The following is a 16,523-nucleotide window of genomic DNA, read 5'->3' on the forward strand; positions in this document are numbered from 1 at the left end:
CACAAATGATCGAGTACCGAATCGAAGCCGACACCGCCGGGATGCGGCTGGACAAGCACCTGCGCAAACGGCTCCCCAATGTCCCGGTGAGCCACCTCTTCAAGATGATTCGCACCAAGAAGGTGCGGGTGAACGGAAAGCGTGCTCAGCCCGAGCAGTTGCTAGCCGAGGGAGACGTGCTCACCATCCGCGGCGACGAGCAGCAGCTCACGGCCGACGACCGTCCGAAATCGGACCGTCCGACGCCCCCGCCCCCGCCGGTGGACCCCAGCCGGCTGGTCATTCTGAGGGAGGACGACTGGCTCATGGCCGTGGACAAGCCCAGTGGCATGGCCGTCCATACCGGCAGCGGCATCACCGGCGGCACGCTGGTGGACTATGTGCGCGCCTACCTGGGCCCCAAGGCCGTCCGCAACGACTTCGCCGCCTCCCCCGCCCACCGGTTGGACCGGGAGACCTCGGGCGTCATCCTGGTGGCCAAGCGCCGCCCGGCGATGGTGCACTTCACCGACGTCTTCACCAACGGCCTCTCCAAGAAGCGCTACCTCACCCTGGTGAAGGGGAAGATGCCCAAGGATTCCGGGGTCATCGACCTGCCCCTGTCGGAGCACCAGCAGACGGCCGAGTCCAAGGCCCGTCGTGGGGTGAACATGCAGGAGGCCCTCACCCGGTGGAAGGTCGTCAAGCAGTCGGGCGACGCAGCGCTCCTGTCCTGCTCCATCGAGACCGGGCGCACCCATCAGATAAGAAGGCATCTGGCCGCCATCGGACACCCGGTGGCGGGTGACAAGAAGTACGGAGATTTCGCCTTCAACCGCGACGTGCGGGCGCGCTGGGGGCTGAAACGTCTGTTCCTGCACGCCGAGCGCATTGAATTTCCGCATCCCGAAGGCGGTGTGAAGGTGGCCGTGGAGGCCCCCCTCGCACCCGAGCTCCGGGACGTGCTCAAGCGGGCTGCATTGGTGCCCTGAAGCCCGCAAGGTTCCGAAACGCGTATGGCCGACCCCAAGACGACTGACCGCAGCCGCTCGAAGCTGGTGCTCGACGGCGTTCCCCCCGGGCGCTGGTGGAAGTTCCTCCTCAAGGCCGCCGGGTGGCTGACGCTGACCGGCGCCACCGCCGCCGTGGTGGCCGTGGTGGCCGTGTACTACGTGTACTCGGACGGGCTGCCCGCCATCCCCAAGGTGGACGAGTACTGGCCGCCCATCGTCACCGAGGTCTACACCGACGACGCGGTGCTGGCCGGCGAGTTCTACAACGAGCGCCGCAAGGTGGTGCCCTACGAGCGGATTCCGAAGCGGCTCGTCCAGGCCTTCATCGCCAGCGAGGACTCCAGCTTCTTCGACCACTTCGGCGTGGACGTGCTGGGCACCGCGCGCGCCGGCTTCAAGACGGTGGGCTCCAAGCTGGGCCTGCGCTCCGGCGGCATCCAGGGCGGCTCCACCCTCACGCAGCAGACGGCGAAGGCCGTCCTCATCTCCGCGGAGGGCTACAAGTCCGCCACCGCCAAGACGCTCACCCGCAAGATTCGCGAGGCCATCCTCGCCCTGCGGCTGGAGCAGTCGCTGACCAAGGAGGAGATTCTCTACCTCTACCTCAACAACGTCTTCCTCGGGCACCACAGCTACGGCGTGCAGAGCGCGGCGGAGAACTACTACCGCAAGGACGTCCGTGACTTGACGCTGGGGGAGATGACGCTCGTCGCCGGCCTGCCCCAGGCGCCCAGCCGCTACTCGCCCTTCCTGCGTCCGGAGGCCGCGCGCAAGCGCCGCTCCTACGTGCTGCGCCGCATGCTGGACGAGGGCATGATTTCGCAGGCGGAGCACGACACCGCCAACGCCGAGCCGGTGAAGGTGTACCCGGTGGAGGACGTCTTCCACGAGTTCGCGCCGTACTTCGTGGAGCAGGTCCGCAAGGACATGGTGGACCGGTACAGCAACCCCGTGCTGCTGAAGGAGGGCCTCAAGGTCTTCACCACCATGGACAGCGAGCGCCAGCGCGCCGCGCAGGACGCGGTGCTGGACGGCCTCTTGTCATTGGACAAGCGCCAGGGCTGGCGCGGGCCGGTGCAGCAGCTCGCCTCGCCGGAGGCCATCAAGACCTTCCTGGAGCGCGCGAAGAAGTCCATGGGCAAGCAGGAGCTGGTGGACAACCGGCTCTACGTCGCCGTCGTCACGGCGATTGACGCGGACGGCAAGGGCGCGGACGTGCAGGTGGGCCCGCACGCCGGCCGGCTGCCGCTGCTGGGCATGCGCTGGGCGCGCAAGGTGAATCCCGTGGCCTACTACCCGGCGATGATGATCTCGTCGGTGAAGAAGGCCATCGCCGTGGGCGACGTCGTCGTGGTGCGCCACGTGACGAAGAAGGAGCTCACCGACGACAAGGAGCAGTGGGAGAAGAAGCTGGCCGAGGAGATTCCGGAGGAGGGCGTGACGCTCTTCCGCCTGGAGCAGACGCCCGAGGCGCAGAGCGCGCTCGTCTCCATCGACCCCCACCGCCAGTACCTCACCGCGATGGTGGGTGGGTACGACTTCGACGACAACGAGTTCAACCGCGCGTTCCAGGCCTGCCGCCAGCCGGGCAGCTCCTTCAAGCCCTTCGTCTACTCGGCGGCGCTGGAGCAGCTCGACTGGACGGAAGCCAGCGTCATCGTCGACTCGCCGATTGTGGAGCACGACCCGGACAACAAGGTGTCGTGGAAGCCGGAGAACTTCAAGCAGGAGTTCGTGGGCGACGTGCTGCTGCGCACCGCGATGATCAACTCCCTGAACATCCCCGCGGTGAAGACCTTCGGCGCGGTGGGTGTGAAGAACATGGCCGCGTGGAGCCAGAAGCTCGGCATCACCACGCCCATGAACATGGACTTCTCCGCCGCGCTGGGCTCCTCGTGCGTGTACCCGGTGGACCTGGCCAACGCCTACGCCACCTTCAACCGCTACGGCCGCAAGAAGCCCACGTACTTCATCCGCAAGATTGAGGACCGCTGGGGCCGCACGCTGGAGGACCACACCGCCTATGACGACGCGTGGGCCCCGCTGCAGGACCGCGTCGCCGCCGGCTACGCGCGCCTCTTCGAGCCGGGCGAGCAGGTGATGAGCCCGGAGACGGGCTTCATCCTCACGCACCTGCTGCGCGGCGTGGTGCTCCAGGGCACCGGCGGCCCGGCCAGCCGGCTGGGCAAGCCCACCGCGGGCAAGACGGGCACCACCAACGACGCCTTCGACGCGTGGTTCGCCGCCTACACCCGGGACCTCGTCACGGTGGCGTGGGTGGGGTACGACCTGAATCAGCACCCGCTGGGCCACTACGAGACGGGCGGTCGCGCCGCGCTGCCCATCTGGCTCAACTACATGAAGCGCGCCCTGGAGGGCCGGCCCCAGTCCGAGTTCTTCCCGTGGCAGTCGATGGACCTGGTGAAGCTCTACATCGACAAGAAGACGGGGAAGGTTGCGTCGCCGGGCGCGAAGGGCTCCGAGCTGATGTTCTTCAAGAAGGGCACCGAGCCCAAGGACGCCGTGCCCGACAAGAACCAGGTCGACGTGGACCAGTTCATGATGGGCGCGCAGTAGACGCGTTGGCGCGGAAGCGGCGCGCGGGCTCCAGGTGGCGCTCCAGCGCCTCGCGCAGGGACGCGGTGTCCGGGCCCGCCTCCAGCACGGAGCGCGTGGCGGTGGGGACCACCTGGGCCTCGCGCCCGTCGAACAGGCGCTTCAGGTCATCGAAGCCGGCGCCCTGCGCGCCGATGCCGGGCGTGAGCATCAGCGCCCCGCCGAGCCGCTCGACGACGCCCCTGTCGCTGTCGGGGAGGGTGGCGCCCATGACGGCGCCCACCACCGGCGGCGCTCCCGGGCCGGGCTTCTCGTTCAGCTCGCGGATGCCGTCCGCCAGGGCCTCGGCCACGGTGCGGCCGTCGGTGCCGGTGGACGTCTGGAGGGACGTGCCCTCCGGGTTGGACGAGCGCACCACGATGAAGGCGAAGGCGCTGGCCGCGCGCGCCAATTCAATCGTCTTCACCAGGGCGCCGAGCCCAAGATACGCGGAGAACGTGGCGGCGTCCGCCTGGTAGGCGCTGTTCGGGCCGAAGAGGCTCTGCGCATACGCGTCCATGGTGGAGCCGATGTCCCCGCGCTTCACGTCCAGCAGCGTCAGGGCGCCGGCCTGCTTGAAGCGCTTCATCACGTGCTGGAGCACCTTCAGTCCGTCCGGGCCGTGGCGCTCGAAGAAGGCGCTCTGCGGCTTCACCAGCGCCACCCTGTCACCGGCGGCGTCGGCCAGGCGGTCGCAGAAGTCTCGCAGGCCCTGGGCGGTGTCAGGCAGCCCCCAGCGGGTGAGCAGGTCCTTCGACGGGTCGATGCCGAGGCAGAACGGCGAGCGCTGGTCCGCGAGGGCGTGGAAGTTGTGGGAGAAGGACGGGGGGAGTGAAGTCACCGGGCGGTCTCCTGAAAGAGGTGGAACGCGTCAGCGCAGCCGGCGCGCGGCGGCGTCGAAGAGGGGATTGGGCAGCACCTTCACCAGTCGCGTGGGAAGGGCGAGCTGCCAGGGGAAGGTCAGCTCCGTGTCGCCACGGAGGATGCCCTTGCCCATCAGCTCCACGGCCGCGTCCGTCTCCATGAGAAAGGGCATGGGGAAGTCGTTCTTCGCCGTCATCTCGCTCTTCACGAAGCCGGGGTAGACGCAGGTGACGCGCACGCCGGTGCCGCCCAGGTCCACGCGCAGGCTCTCCATGAAGGTGGCCAGGAAGGCCTTGGAGGCGGAGTAGGCCGCGTGGCCCGCCAGCCCCCGGTACGCCGCGAGGCTGGAGATGCCCACCAGGTGGCCGCGCCGCCGCTCCACCATCTGCGGTAGCACGGCGCTCAGCGTGGCGACGGCGCCGGTGACGTTGGTGTCGATGATGCCGCGCACCTTCTCCCATTGCAGGCGCTTGGCGTGGGTGACGCCGCCCACGCCGGCGTTGGCCACGACCAGGTCCAGCCCCCCACACTCGGCGTCGAGCTCGCGGATGCGCTCCAGGGTCGCGTCCGCCTGGGTGACGTCCAGCTCCAGCGGCTCCACGGTGGCGCCGGCGGCCTGGGCCTCGGCGGCCAGGGCCTGGAGCTGGGGAAGCCGCCGCCCCGAGGCGAACACGCGCAGGCCCCGCTTGGCCAGCCACAGCGCCAGCCCGCGGCCCAGGCCGCTCGAGGCGCCCGTCACCAGGGCCGTCCGGTAGCTCATCTCCGCCATGCAGTCCTCCTGAGTGCGAGAGGCTTCTCGCACGGTTGGGAGCAGGGTGGGACACAAATCCGTGCCACGGCGGGTGCTCGCGGCTTCCGCTCAACCGCTCCCCTGGCGCAGCACCCCACCCCGAAGGTGGAGGGCCTGTTGGCTGACGGGCGCGCGCCCGGCCCCGCCCGCACCCAGCCCGGTCCCAGGGGCTGCGTCGCCAGGGCCATGGCGCGGGGGCTCGCCCGTCCGCACCTTATGGTCTCGGGGGAGGCGCGCGAGCATGACGTTATGGAACAGCGTGATGGCGGTCGACGACGACCCCGACATCCTGCTCGCCTTCAAGGACGTGCTGGAGCTGGAGGGGTACACGGTGCTGCTGGCCCGGGGCGGCCGTGAGGCGCTGGAGCTGCTGCGGCGGGGCGCGCGTCCGGCCGTCATCCTGCTCGACCTGATGATGCCGGACATCAGCGGCTGGGACTTCCGCGAGCGGCAGCTCGCCGACGCCTCGATTGCCTCCCTCCCCGTGGTGGTTGTCTCCGGCCAGGGCGTGAGCGCGCGGGACGTGGCGGCGCTCGGTGTGGCCGGCTACCTGAAGAAGCCGGTGGACCTGGAGCAGCTCCTGGGCACCGTCGAGCGCTACGTGCGCCGGCCGCAGCCCCAGCCGCAGCACGCGTGACGTCGCGCGCTCCACCTCACAGCATGGACCAGTACGGCCGCAGCGCGTCGCGGCTCGCCTCGAGCGCGCGCTTCGCGTCCGCGTTCGTCGTGCCGGTGGGGAAGCCGTCCGCGCGCCCGGCCAGCACCTCCGCGCAGGCGTGCACGGACTGGGACAGCCCCTCCAGGGAGTAGCCACCCTCCAGCATCAGCACGAGCTTGCCGTCGCAGACGCGCTCGGCGAGGGACTTCATGGACGCGCACATGGCGGCGAAGCCTCGCTCGGTGACGTCCATGCCGCCGATGGGGTCGTGCTGGTGCGGGTCGAACCCCGCGGACACCAGGATGAGCTGGGGCCGGTACGCCTCCGCCACCGGGAGGAACAGCTCCTCGAAGAGCATCCCGTAGTCCGCGTCCGAGTTGCCGCCGGGCAGGCCGACATTGACGGTGTAGCCCTCTCCCTCGCCCACGCCCACCTCGTGGGCCGCGCCGGTGCCCGGGTAGTAGGGGTACTGGTGCACGGACTGGTACATGACGTCGCGCCGCCCGTAGAAGGCCGCCTGGGTGCCGTTGCCGTGGTGCACGTCCCAGTCGAGGACGAGGACGCGCTCCGCGCCCAGCCTGCGCCCGGCCTCCGCGGCGATGGCCACGTTGTTGAAGAGGCAGAAGCCCATGGCGCGGCCCGGCTCGGCGTGGTGCCCCGGTGGCCGCACCAGCGCGAAGGCGTTGCGCGCGCGGCCCTTCATGACCTCCTCCACCGCCTGCACCGATGCCCCGGCCGCCAGCCGCGCCGCGTCCACGCTGTCCGGCGACACCTGCGTGTCCGGGTCGATTTGCGCCTGGTGGCCGCTCAGGCGCTCCAGGTAGGCAAGCAGCTCCGGGGTGTGCACGGCGGCCAGCTCCTCGCCCGTGGCCGAGCGGGGCGAGGCCATCACCGTGCCCCGCACCGGGGTGCTGGCCAGCACGCCCAGGACGCGCTTGAGCCGGGCGGGCGACTCCGGGTGGCCCTGGCCGGGGTCGTGCTGGAGGAAGAGCGGGTCGGTCAGCAGCAGTGTGGCGGTCATCACCTGAGACCTTACGCATCCGCGCGGGGGGAGTCAGGCCCCGGCGGCGGGTGGGCGGATGGGGCAGGGGGCGCCGGTTCTTGCCCTGCCGGTGATTCAGTCCCTACAGTGCCCGGGCTTGACTCCCCGCCTCAAGAAACCCGGCCTGCGAAGCCTGCTGCTCGGCTCCTTCGCCCTGGTGCTCGCCCTCATCCTCGGGACGCTCTATTTCGTCGTCCCGTCGCGGGTGGAGGCCTACCTTGAGACCCGCCTGCTGAAGCATGGCGAGGACAAGGCGGAGCAGGTCGCCACCGTGCTGGCCACCCAGCCCGACGCGGGCCTGACGGCCAGCCTGGAGCGCCTGCACGCCGGGGACGACGACTTCCCCGTCATCGCCGTCCTGGCCGGGGACGGCCGGGTGGTCGCCACCCACCCGGAGGCGCCTCCCGCGTGGTTCCAGGACGAGCTCCGCGCCCGTCCGGAGGTGACGGCGCTCGACGGCTTCGGCTTCGCCAATGGCGACAAGGCCGTGGCCCACCCGCTGTCCCTGCGCGAGAGCGGCAGCGGGCAGGTGCTGGTGGTGGTGGACTTCTCCGGCATCGAGGAGGTCGTCACCTCGCTGCGCCACGTCGTGCTGCTGGCGTTCGGCATCGGCCTGGCGCTCTTCCTCGCGGTGGCCTTCTTCATCTCCCGCGCGTTCATCCTCGTGCCGCTGGACGCGATGATGAGCATGGCGCGCCGGCTGGCGGAGGCGGACCTCACCGGGCGCGTGGACGTGGGCACCCGGGACGAATTGGGACAGCTTGCCGAGGCGCTCAACCGCATCGCCCAGAGCTGGCGCGACACGCTGGGCCGGGTGCGCGGCGTGTCCGACGTGGTGGCGGGCGTCGTCGAGCAGATCCACCGCACCGGCACCACCGTGTCCTCCGGCGCGGGCACCGTGCAGGCTCGCGTGGAGGAGACGTCCTCGTCCATGGTGGAGATGATGGCCTCGCTGCGCGGCATCGCGGAGAACGTCGAGGTCCTCTACCAGAGCGCCGAGGAGAGCAGCTCCTCCATCATGGAGATGGCCGCCACCAACGACGAGGTGGCGGAGAACGTCCAGGCCATGGCCGCCAGCGTGGAGGAGACCACCAGCGCGATTGAGGAGATGACGTTCTCCATCAAGGAGGTGGCCAAGAACATCCATGAGCTGTCCGCCTCCACGGAGGAGACGTCCTCGGCCATCAACCAGATGGACGCGGCCATCGGCCAGGTGGAGGCCAACGCCAAGGAGACGGCCCGGCTGTCCGAGCAGGTCTTCGAGGATGCGCAGACGGGCGTGGAGGCCCTGCGCAAGACGCTCACCGGCATCGACCGCATCAAGGACACCAGCCGCTCGGCGGCCGGCGTCATCGACAGCCTGGGGCGCCGCATCTCCGAGATTGGCAACATCCTCAACGTCATCGACGACGTGGCGGAGCAGACCAACCTCCTGGCGCTCAACGCCGCCATCATCGCCGCGCAGGCGGGCGAGCACGGCAAGGGCTTCGCGGTGGTGGCGGAGGAAATCAAGGACCTGGCCGAGCGCACCGGCGCGTCCACGAAGGAAATCGCCGAGCTCATCCGCAGCATCCAGGAGGAGAGCCGCAACGCCGTGGTGGTGATGAACCAGGGCGTGCGCAACGTGGAGGAGGGCGTGCAGCTGGGCCGCGAGGCGGAAGGGGCGCTGCGCAAAATCAACGACAGCACCCAGAAGTCCACGCAGATGGTGAAGGCCATTGCCCGCGCCACCGTGGAGCAGGCGCGCGGCAGCAAGCAGGTGACGGCCTCCATCCACCGCATCAGCGAGACGGTGTCGCAGATTTCCAAGGCCTCCAACGAGCAGGCCAAGGGCGGCGAGCAGATCATGAAGAGCGCGGAGAAGATGAAGGCGCTCACCGCCCACGTGCAGCGCAGCAGCCAGGAGCAGGCGCACGGCAGCAAGCAGATTACGCGCTCGATTGAGAGCATCAACGAGATGGTCACCCACCTGAACCGCGCCCAGAAGGAGCAGACCAAGGGCAGCGAGCAGGTGCTCAAGGCAGTGGAGACCATCAAGGGCGTGTCCGAGCACCAGACACGCTCGGTGCGCCAACTGGAGGAGGCCATCGACAACCTCCAGCGGCAGGCGGAAATCCTCCGTGCCGAGGTGCGTCGCTTCCGCGTGTAGGCGTGCAACGCGGACGTGAATCGCTTAGGTAGAAGGCCGCATGCCCTCAGAACGACAGGTGTCCGAGCGCGCCGTGGTGTTCCTCATCGGCGCGGTCCAGTTCGTCAACATCCTGGACTTCGTGATGGTCATGCCGCTGGGCCCGGACTTCGCGAGGGGGCTGGGCATCGCCCCGTCGCACATCGGCACCATTGGCGGCGCCTACACGGCGGCGGCGAGCGTGGCGGGGCTGGTGGGCGGGTACTTCCTGGACCGGTTCGACCGGCGCAAGGCGCTGGCGGTGTCCATGCTGGGGCTGGTGCTGGCCACCGCGGCGGGCGGCTTCGCCACCGGGCTCACCACGCTGCTGCTGACGCGCGTGGCGGCCGGCATCTTCGGCGGGCCGGCCACGTCGCTGTCCCTGTCCATCATCGCGGACCTGGTGCCGGTGGAGCGGCGCGGGCGGGCGCTGGGGGCGGTGATGGGGGCCTTCTCCGTGGCGTCCATCCTCGGCGTGCCCCTGGCGCTGGCCATGGCGGAGTGGGGCGGCTGGCGGGTGCCCTTCTTCGTGGTGGCGGGGCTGGGGCTGCTGGTCGCCGCGGGCGCCATCTTCTACCTGCCGCCCGTGCGCGGGCACCTGACGGCCGAGCGGCGGGCGCAGCCCGTGGGCGTGCTGGAGCTGCTGTCCCGCGGGGACGTGCAGCTGTCCTACCTCATGACGGCGCTGGTGATGATGGCCAGCTTCGTCATCGTCCCCAACATCGCCGCCTACGTGCAGCAGAACCTGGGCTACCCGCGCGAGAGCCTGAAGCTGGCGTACTTCGTGGGCGGCCTGGTGAGCTTCGCCACGCTGCGGGTGGCGGGCCCGCAGGTGGACCGGCATGGGGCCTTCATCGTGGGCACGGTGGGCTCGGTGCTGGCGGTGGTGTCCACCTACGTGGGCTTCGTGGACTACCCGCGCTGGCTGCCGGTGCCGGTGCTCTTCATGGGCTTCATGCTGTCCATGGGGATGCGCAACGTCGCCTACAACACGCTCACCTCGCGGGTGCCGGAGAATCCGGTGCGGGCGCGCTTCATGTCCCTGCAGTCCGCCATCCAGCACATGGCCGCGGCCCTGGGCGCCTTCCTCAGCGTGCAGCTGTTGACGGACCGGCCGGATGGCACCTTGGGCGGCATGGAGACGGTGGCCGGGGTCTCCATCGCCCTGACGCTGCTGGTGCCCCCCATGCTCCGCGTGGTGGAGCGGCGGGTGCGCTCCCGGGAGCAGGCCCGGGCCCTGGCGGTGCCTCCGGCCCAGGGCCTGGCCGTCCCCCTGTCCCCCGGAGCCACCCCCCACCAGTCTTGAGTCTCGAGATGCGCCTGGCCGCCTGCCGCCCTCCCACGGTGACGGGCGGACGCCCGGATGAGACGAGCGGTTGCACCGGCCGTCCCATGGCGCGATAACCCAGGCTGCCTTTTCGGGGAGCGCGTCAGGACCATGTTCAACATCGGCGCAGGCGAAATGGTGCTCATCTGTGTGGCCGCGCTGCTCATTCTCGGGCCGACGCGGCTGCCCGAGCTGGCGCGGGGCATCGGCAAGTTCATGCGCGAGTTCCGCCGCCAGACGGACGAGGTCCGCAACGTCGTGGAGCGCGAGTTCTACACGATGGACCAGGAAATCTCCCGGGACCCCACCCCGCCCATCCGCCCCGGTACGCCGTTCGCCCACTCGCAGCCCTCCCCGGTGGCCCTGCCCGAGCCGCCCCAGTTCCCCACGCCCGAAGCGGGCGTCGCCGCCCCGGTGGAGCAGTCCCCCGAGGCTGGCGAGCCGGGCGCCGGGCAGGCCCCTGGCCACGGGACGCAGGTGCTGGAGCTGGATGCGACGGGGCCCCGGCAGCTGGAGCCCTCGTTCCTTCGCGAGCCCGAGCCTTCCGCGCCGGGCACGCCCCTGGAGTCTTCGGCCCCGGCGGAGCCGGCGCCGTTCACCCCTGATGCACCGGTGCCCGTTCCGGGCACGGTCGCACGCAACGCGCCGAAACGGAGCTGAGTCCTGAGTCCCCCGCCCGTCTCTCCCGAGCCCGAGGTCCGTATGAGCCTCGCGGACCACCTCACCGAACTCCGCTCGCGCCTGCTCCGGTGCACCATCGCGGTCGCCGTGCTGGGCACCATCTCGCTGCTCTTCGCCAAGCCCATCTTCGGCCTGTTGATGCGGCCGGTGCTGGAAGCGCTCCCCGAGGGCAGCCGCGCCCTCATCTACACGTCCGGCATCGAGGAGATAAACGTCCTCATGAAGGTGGGCGTGTACTGCGGCATCTTCCTCACCACGCCCGTCATCCTGCTGCAGATCTGGGGCTTCGTGTCCCCGGGCCTGTACCCGGAGGAGCGCCGCTTCGCCGCGCCCTTCGTCGCGTTCGGCTCCATCGCCTTCATCCTGGGCGCGTGCTTCTGCTACTTCGCGGTGCTGCCCTCCATGTTCAAGTTCCTCCTCAACGAGGAGGAGACGCTGGCGCTGGAGCAGCGGCTGGACACGGCCCGGCTGCGCGCGGACGACGCCCTGCGCTTCCTGCGCGTGGGCGACGCCGAGCGGGCGGGAGTGCTCGCGAAGGAGACGAGCACCAGCCTCCGGACGGACGGCGAGGGCAAGGTGTCGGAGCCGCAGCAGGCCCCTGCGGTCAGCGTGGAGCTGAAGGCGCGGCTGGACGGCCTGGGCTCCCTGCTGGACGCGGCGTCGACCGGCTACTCCACGGAGCGGGGCGTGCTGCGCCAGGCGGTGGAGAAGCGGGTGGAGGCGGTGACGGCGTACGGGCGCCAGGACTACGTGGCGGCGGCGGCGGCCATGGACCAGTCGGCCAGCCTGCTGGCGGGCGTGGCGTCCACGCGCTCGGAGGAGCTGGCCGGACTGTGGAAGCTGGAGAAGGAGCTGGCCGCCGGGTACGCGCAGCATGACGCCGCGCGCTGGACGCGGCCCATGCTGTCCATGCACGAGCAGCTCTCCCTGGTGCTGCTGCTCATCCTCGCCTTCGGCATCATCTTCGAGCTGCCGCTGGTGATGGCGCTGCTGGGCGTGGTGGGCGTGGTGCAGTCGAAGTGGCTCTTCCGCTACCAGCGCCATGCCTTCGTGGTGTGCCTCATCGCCGCGGCCGTCATCACCCCCACCGGCGACGTGGTGAACCTGTCGCTGATGGCGGGCCCCATGCTGCTCTGCTACGAGCTGGGCGTGCTGCTGGTGTGGCTGGTGGAGCGGCGGCGCGCGCGCAACGAGGCGGAGACCGGTATCACCCCGGCGTCCTAGGTCGAGGAGACGTCCCATGGTGGCGGTGTCTCGTCGGAACCTCCAGGCCAACCTGCGCTACCTGCGGGCGCTCACCCGGCGCTTCCGCACGACGCTGGTGCTGTCGGCGGCGCTGTTCCTGATTGGGCCGCTGCTGTTCTGCTGGCGCTACGTGCGGCAGGACGGCACGTCCCTCACCTTTGGCGAGGCGCTCCACCACGTCTACTTCCTGCTCTACGGCCAGCCCTCGCTGCCGTACGTGCACGACTGGCTCATCGAGCTGCTCAACCTGGTGATTCCGCCGGTGGGCATCGCCCTGGTGGTGGATGGCGTGGTGCGCTTCGCCTACCTCTTCTTCGCCCGGCACAAGAACGACAAGGAGTGGATAGAGGTGGTCACCGAGACGATGAAGGGACACGTCGTGGTGTGCGGGGCGGGGCGGGTGGGCTACCGCGTCGTCGCGCAGCTGCGGGAGATGGGCCGGGACGTGGTGGTGGTGGAGAAGCGCGAGGACGCCGCCTTCGTCTCCGCGCTGCGCGACGAGCAGGTGCCCCTGCTCATCGACGACACGCGCAGCCCGCTGTGCCTGCCGCGCACCAACGTGAAGAATGCCTCCGCCATCGTCTGCGCCACGGACGATGACCTGGCCAACCTGAACATCGCCCTGGACGCGCGCCGGCTCAACCCGGACATCCGCGTGGTCATCCGCCTGTTCGACGACGACCTGAGCGGCAAGGTGCGGGACACCTTCAAGGCGGAGGCGCTCTCCAGCTCGTCGCTGGCGGCCCCGGCCATGGCGCTGGCGGCCATGGACCCGCGCATCATCCACTCGTTCCACCTGGGCAAGCACCTGATGGTGGTCTCCCTCTTCGAGGCACGCGAGGGCCTGCCCGGACTGACGATTTCCAGCGTGCGCGACAGGTTCGGCGCGCTGTCGCTGTCGCTGGTGCGGGGGGCCACCGAGACGCTGCACCCCAGCGGTGACGAGGTCATCAAGGCCGGGGACGTGCTGTCGCTCCAGGCGTCGTACCCGGACTACCGCCGGCTGCGGGCCTTCACGTGCGAGGCCGAGCCGCCGACGTGGTCCCACCACGAGCCGCCGGTGGTGCCGGGGCAGCGCAAGGTGGGGTGAGCCGCCACGCGGCGCGTGGAGGGCGCGGTGCTACGCCACCTGGACCCTGGCGCCTGAGGCCACGGGGAGCGTGAGCGCGCGGGTGAGCAGCGCGGCCATGGGCTCCCACTCCACGAGGAATCCGTCATGCCCGTACGGGCTGGACAGCACGGCGTGCTCGGCATGGCGGCCGTGCTCGCGCAGGCGCCGGGTCAGGGCCTCCATGTGGTGCGGGAGGAAGAGCTGGTCTCGGTCGATGCCCACGCACAGCGCGCTCGCGCGGATGCGGGGCAGTCCTCCGTCCGGGCAGCGCGCGAGGTCATGGTGGTCCATGGCGCCCAGCTGCGCCAGGTAGGCGCGTGCGTCGAAGCGTGCCTCCAGCTTGCGGCCCTGGTGCTCCAGGTAGCTCTGCACGGGGTAGAGGGCTCGTGAGGACCACTCGGGAGGACGTGCCTGGTGCGTCTGCAGTGCCGCCTCCGCGCGGTAGGTGAGCATGGCGAGCTGCCGGGCCAGCTCCAGCCCCCGGTGTGGCGCCTCGGGAAAGCCCGGGTCCAATAGCAGCGCCTGCCGGGCCACGTGGTTGAAGCCCACCACCCAGGCGGTGGCGGACTCGGCGGTGGCGATGGGGGCCATGCGCGCGAAGCGCTCCGGTGCCAGCGCCGCGAGGCAGAGGACCACCATGCCTCCCAGCGAGCCTCCCGTCACGAGCGCCACCTCGTCCACGTCCAGCGCGTCCAGCGCCAGGAGGATGCTGCGTGCCTGGTCCCACGGCGTGACGGTGGCGGGAAGCTGCTGCTCGTCCTGCCGCAGGTCTCCCTTCTCCACCGGAGGCGGTGGTCCGAAGCGCGCGTCGTCCAGCCTCCCCGGAAAGCCCTCGTCGGCGGGACCGGTGGTGCCGTAGCAGGAGCCCAGGTTGTTGAAGCACAGCAACCGCACGCGCGTAGGGTCCAGCGCGCGCCCCGGGCCGATGAGCGGCTCCCACCAGCCGCCCTCTCCCCCCGCGCGCATGTCGCCGGTGAGCGCGTGCACCACCAGCACGGTGGGCACCGGAGGCGGCGTGCGGGCCGGGCCACGGGGGCGGGCGCGCTCGGCGGCTTCGCGCTGCTCGGTGGTGGTGCGGCGGATGACGCGCAGGGTGATGTCGCGGGCCTCCTCGTCGGAGAGGACGCGGGCGCGCGAGTGCAGCCAGGGGAGGTCCTCCTCGGGGCCCCACCACCAGCCGCGCACCAGGTGAAGCGGGAGGCGCGCTCCGGCCTCCAGCTTCAGGCCGGGGAGCGACAGGTCGAAGAGGCGCGGGGCCGACGTGGGGAAGGGGACGATGGACGTGGACATGGGACGCGGTTCCTCGGCGGAAGGGGGCGAGGGGAGAGCGCGCGTCCAGGAACGACGAAGCCCACCAACCCTCGCGGGTGGGTGGGCTCCAGTGGCTCGTCAGTGTCGGAGTGACGGACGTCAGCCGACGCTGGCGGGCTGGAGCCCACCTGGCTTCGACATTCGACACATGGAGCGGAAGTTCGTCATTCGCCAGTACGGATAGCCCCGTGCCCGGCATGAGTCAAGCCGCGCGTCCGTGACGAGCGTTGGGTGGCGCGCACTGGCCGCTTCATTCCGGAGGTGGGGTGGTTTCGCGCACGGTCAGCTTCTTGAAGCGCTGCTCACGGACCTTGTCGTTGCGCGCGATGCGGAGGGACGGGAGCGTGGTGTGGGTGAGGTTGGGCTGTTCGTCGTGCCGAATCCGTCTATTCCCGGGATGTCAGGGCCTGCGGAAAGGCTTCGTCCTCCCTGCCGCAGTCCCTACTCACCCCTGGAGGTCTCATGAAGCATCTGCTGTTTTTCGCGGCGCTCGCCGTCACGGCGACGGCATCCGCCAAGCCCAACGCCCCGCTGTACGCCACCGGTGCCGGCCCCGGCGGAGGCCCGGCGGTGAAGACGTTCGACCCGAATACCAATCACAACTGGGTCTCCTTCTATGCCTACGAGTCCACGATGAGCGTGGGCGTGGAGATGGCCACCGGCCGCGTCACCACGAACTGGCGCTCGGACATCGTCACCGGCACCAGCGACGGGGGTGGCCCGCTGGTGAAGGTGCTGGACCCCAACAACGGCGCGGTGCTCAGCCAGTTCTTCGCCTACGACTCGAACTTCCGTGGCGGTGTCTTCGTGGCCACGGGCGACGTGGACGGAGACGGCTACGACGAGGTCATCACCGCGCTAGGTCGTGGCCATGGTCCCCTGGTGCGCGTGTGGAAGATCAACGGCGGCCCCTGGCTCATGCATGAGTTCTGGGCCTACGACCCGGGCTTCACCGGCGGCGTGCGGCTGGGCGCGGGTGACGTCACGCGGGATGGTGTCTCGGAGATTGTCACCGTCCCCGGCCCGGGTGGCGGCCCGCACGTGCGGGTGTTCAACCGCTGGGGCGGCGAGCTGCATGGCTACCTCGCGCAGGTGCCGAGGAAGCCCTGGGACAACAGCTTCTATACGAATGGCTACCGCGTGGCGGTGGGCAGCGACCCGTGGGGGAACCCGGAGCTCTACGTCTCCGGCAGCCAGTGGCGGTTCTTCACGCACTTCCAGCGGAGCGATGACTGCCAGATTCCCATCATCATCGTGGCGCCCAACTTCGTCCGGAAGGCGTACTGGGTGCTGACTCCGTACGTCCACGTGCTGCGCATCCCGGACGGCGCGAAGCTGGCCGAGTTCTCCACCGAGGCCCTCAACACGGGCTTCCTGGGGCAGGAGGTCTCGTACGCGGAATACAAGAGCCTCTGCGAGCCCGGCTACATCGCTTGCAACATCTTCTCCTACCCACTGGCGAACAATGGTGAGCCGGACTACTCCGCCCCGGTGGCCACGCTGCAACAGCCCGGCGTCGGGCCGCGCGTGCTCGCTGGCAGTCCGGAGGTGAAGCTCGGGACGGGCGTCGCCGCGTGCTACTACGACACGATGTTCGCGCCCGGCACGCTCAAGCTCTACGAGCGGTGGGGCGCGGCGCTCTGGTCCTTCCAGCCGTATGGCCACTTCTACGGTGGCGTGCGGCCGGCGACGAACAACGACTGATGCGCAGCGTGTAGCGGTGTCGAGGCCAGGGGGATG

At 70.1% G+C, this 16,523-nt stretch carries 13 protein-coding genes; 9 read left to right on the top strand and 4 right to left on the bottom strand.

What is annotated here, in order from left to right; all coding sequences use genetic code 11:
- Positions 1 to 5: 5 nt before the first annotated feature.
- Both G4D85_RS07830 and G4D85_RS07835 read left to right on the top strand, forming a co-directional pair.
- Complete coding sequence (locus G4D85_RS07830) at positions 6 to 971, top strand: RluA family pseudouridine synthase (protein WP_164009615.1); 966 nt, start codon at positions 6 to 8, stop codon at positions 969 to 971.
- 24 nt (positions 972 to 995) lie between these two features.
- Positions 996 to 3,569, top strand: a complete 2,574-nt coding sequence (locus G4D85_RS07835) for a penicillin-binding protein 1A (protein ID WP_164009617.1) — start codon at positions 996 to 998, stop codon at positions 3,567 to 3,569.
- Here G4D85_RS07835 and pyrF read toward each other — a convergent pair.
- Both pyrF and G4D85_RS07845 read right to left on the bottom strand, forming a co-directional pair.
- Positions 3,550 to 4,428: an orotidine-5'-phosphate decarboxylase gene (gene pyrF / locus G4D85_RS07840; protein ID WP_164009619.1), complete on the bottom strand. Its 879-nt coding sequence runs from the start codon at positions 4,426 to 4,428 to the stop codon at positions 3,550 to 3,552. The two genes, G4D85_RS07835 and pyrF, sit on opposite strands and share 20 nt — an antisense overlap.
- A 30-nt stretch (positions 4,429 to 4,458) precedes the next feature.
- The gene (locus G4D85_RS07845) at positions 4,459 to 5,220 is read right to left on the bottom strand and encodes an SDR family NAD(P)-dependent oxidoreductase (protein WP_164009622.1); all 762 of its coding nucleotides are present in this window, start codon (positions 5,218 to 5,220) and stop codon (positions 4,459 to 4,461) included.
- A gap of 262 nt (positions 5,221 to 5,482) precedes the next feature.
- On the opposite strand from G4D85_RS07845, the gene G4D85_RS07850 reads away from it, so the two are divergent.
- Positions 5,483 to 5,878 (top strand): response regulator, encoded by a 396-nt coding sequence (locus G4D85_RS07850; protein ID WP_164009624.1) that lies wholly within the window; start codon positions 5,483 to 5,485, stop codon positions 5,876 to 5,878.
- Between the two features lie 16 nt (positions 5,879 to 5,894).
- Here G4D85_RS07850 and G4D85_RS07855 read toward each other — a convergent pair whose 3' ends face one another.
- A complete protein-coding gene (locus tag G4D85_RS07855) occupies positions 5,895 to 6,920 on the bottom strand; it encodes a histone deacetylase family protein (protein WP_164009626.1) in 1,026 nt (341 codons plus the stop codon).
- Positions 6,921 to 7,038: 118 nt separating this feature from the next.
- Between G4D85_RS07855 and G4D85_RS07860 the strand changes: the two genes are divergently transcribed.
- From G4D85_RS07860 to G4D85_RS07880, 5 genes are all read left to right on the top strand, one after another.
- Positions 7,039 to 9,090, top strand: a complete 2,052-nt coding sequence (locus G4D85_RS07860; protein WP_240359140.1) for a methyl-accepting chemotaxis protein — start codon at positions 7,039 to 7,041, stop codon at positions 9,088 to 9,090.
- A gap of 40 nt (positions 9,091 to 9,130) precedes the next feature.
- On the top strand, positions 9,131 to 10,414 hold the full coding sequence (locus tag G4D85_RS07865; protein ID WP_164009630.1) for an MFS transporter: 1,284 nt from the start codon (positions 9,131 to 9,133) through the stop codon (positions 10,412 to 10,414).
- A gap of 132 nt (positions 10,415 to 10,546) precedes the next feature.
- A complete protein-coding gene (locus G4D85_RS07870) occupies positions 10,547 to 11,095 on the top strand; it encodes a twin-arginine translocase TatA/TatE family subunit (protein ID WP_164009632.1) in 549 nt (182 codons plus the stop codon).
- A 42-nt stretch (positions 11,096 to 11,137) separates the two neighbouring features.
- On the top strand, positions 11,138 to 12,340 hold the full coding sequence (gene tatC, locus G4D85_RS07875; protein WP_164009634.1) for a twin-arginine translocase subunit TatC: 1,203 nt from the start codon (positions 11,138 to 11,140) through the stop codon (positions 12,338 to 12,340).
- Positions 12,341 to 12,356: 16 nt separating this feature from the next.
- A complete protein-coding gene (locus G4D85_RS07880; protein WP_164009635.1) occupies positions 12,357 to 13,451 on the top strand; it encodes a potassium channel family protein in 1,095 nt (364 codons plus the stop codon).
- Positions 13,452 to 13,481: 30 nt separating this feature from the next.
- Here the strand turns inward: G4D85_RS07880 and G4D85_RS07885 are convergent, their stop codons facing one another.
- Positions 13,482 to 14,762, bottom strand: coding sequence for an alpha/beta fold hydrolase (locus tag G4D85_RS07885; RefSeq protein WP_164009637.1), 1,281 nt, complete (start codon positions 14,760 to 14,762; stop codon positions 13,482 to 13,484).
- 483 nt (positions 14,763 to 15,245) lie between these two features.
- Between G4D85_RS07885 and G4D85_RS07890 the strand changes: the two genes are divergently transcribed.
- Complete coding sequence (locus G4D85_RS07890; RefSeq protein WP_164009639.1) at positions 15,246 to 16,487, top strand: hypothetical protein; 1,242 nt, start codon at positions 15,246 to 15,248, stop codon at positions 16,485 to 16,487.
- Positions 16,488 to 16,523: the final 36 nt, after the last annotated feature.

Origin of the sequence: Pyxidicoccus trucidator (genome assembly GCF_010894435.1) — a bacterium.
Lineage (GTDB): Bacteria > Myxococcota > Myxococcia > Myxococcales > Myxococcaceae > Myxococcus > Myxococcus trucidator.

Bases quoted from the DNA above. Each gene is read 5' to 3' on its own strand.
- G4D85_RS07845 (WP_164009622.1), bottom strand. From the start codon at position 5,220: ATGGCGGAGATGAGCTACCGGACGGCCCTGGTGACGGGCGCCTCGAGC.
- G4D85_RS07880 (WP_164009635.1), top strand. From the start codon at position 12,357: ATGGTGGCGGTGTCTCGTCGGAACCTCCAGGCCAACCTGCGCTACCTG.
- G4D85_RS07835 (WP_164009617.1), top strand. From the start codon at position 996: ATGGCCGACCCCAAGACGACTGACCGCAGCCGCTCGAAGCTGGTGCTC.
- tatC (WP_164009634.1), top strand. From the start codon at position 11,138: ATGAGCCTCGCGGACCACCTCACCGAACTCCGCTCGCGCCTGCTCCGG.
- G4D85_RS07865 (WP_164009630.1), top strand. From the start codon at position 9,131: ATGCCCTCAGAACGACAGGTGTCCGAGCGCGCCGTGGTGTTCCTCATC.
- G4D85_RS07830 (WP_164009615.1), top strand. From the start codon at position 6: ATGATCGAGTACCGAATCGAAGCCGACACCGCCGGGATGCGGCTGGAC.
- G4D85_RS07850 (WP_164009624.1), top strand. From the start codon at position 5,483: ATGACGTTATGGAACAGCGTGATGGCGGTCGACGACGACCCCGACATC.
- G4D85_RS07855 (WP_164009626.1), bottom strand. From the start codon at position 6,920: ATGACCGCCACACTGCTGCTGACCGACCCGCTCTTCCTCCAGCACGAC.
- G4D85_RS07890 (WP_164009639.1), top strand. From the start codon at position 15,246: ATGAAGCATCTGCTGTTTTTCGCGGCGCTCGCCGTCACGGCGACGGCA.
- G4D85_RS07870 (WP_164009632.1), top strand. From the start codon at position 10,547: ATGTTCAACATCGGCGCAGGCGAAATGGTGCTCATCTGTGTGGCCGCG.
- G4D85_RS07885 (WP_164009637.1), bottom strand. From the start codon at position 14,762: ATGTCCACGTCCATCGTCCCCTTCCCCACGTCGGCCCCGCGCCTCTTC.